This is a genomic window from Paraburkholderia sp. RCC_158, from assembly GCF_041355255.1.
In the GTDB taxonomy this organism is placed as follows: domain Bacteria; phylum Pseudomonadota; class Gammaproteobacteria; order Burkholderiales; family Burkholderiaceae; genus Paraburkholderia; species Paraburkholderia graminis.
The window spans coordinates 1-604 of record NZ_JBFUPM010000088.1; the positions used below are offsets into that span (position 1 = coordinate 1).

A 604-nucleotide genomic window follows, 5' to 3' on the forward strand; every position below is an offset into this window, starting at 1 on the left:
CGTTTCGTCTGGCCCCAGGCCGATGGCGGCAAGGTCTATCTGACGGCGGCGCAACTGTCGATGTTGCTCGAAGGCATCGATTGGCGGCAGCCGCGTCGGACCGCTGCAATGTCGATGTTGTAAACCGCGCGGAAGGCTCGTAAACTGCGCCGCATGTCGAACGGCGCCGAACTTCCTGACGATGTCGAAACCCTGCGGGCCTTGCTGGCCGAGGCCCGTGCCCAGCTTGCCGAGCGCGATCTCGAGATCGAGCAACTCAAGGCGCAGATCGACAAGCTCAAGCGCATGCAGTTCGGACGCAAGTCCGAGCAGTTGGACCGCGAGGTCGCGCGGCTCGAGACCGCGCTTGAGGATCTGACCGGTAAGCGTGGCGTCGCTGATGTGCGACGTGCTCGCCAATCGAGTGCGAGCACGCCTGTCGGTGACGCGTCGCCGAAAGAAGCGCTGCCGCCGCATCTGCCACGCGAAGAGCACGTGCTGGAAGCCGACGCGACCTGCCCGAAGTGCGGCAGCGCCATGCAGCCGCTCGGAGAAGATGTGTCCGAGCAACTCGCGCGCGTCTCGGCGATGTTCAAGGTGATTCGCACGATCCGACACAAGACGG

2 protein-coding genes are annotated in these 604 nt (G+C 64.6%); both read left to right on the plus strand.

Features of this window, described 5'->3' with window-relative positions; genetic code table 11:
* Positions 1-123, plus strand: a 123-nt coding sequence (gene tnpB, locus AB6809_RS36265) for an IS66 family insertion sequence element accessory protein TnpB (protein ID WP_371028615.1), incomplete at its 5' end; no start/stop codon positions are given.
* 30 nt (positions 124-153) lie between these two features.
* A partial coding sequence (locus tag AB6809_RS36270) for an IS66 family transposase zinc-finger binding domain-containing protein (RefSeq protein WP_371028614.1) occupies positions 154-604 on the plus strand: 451 nt, incomplete at its 3' end.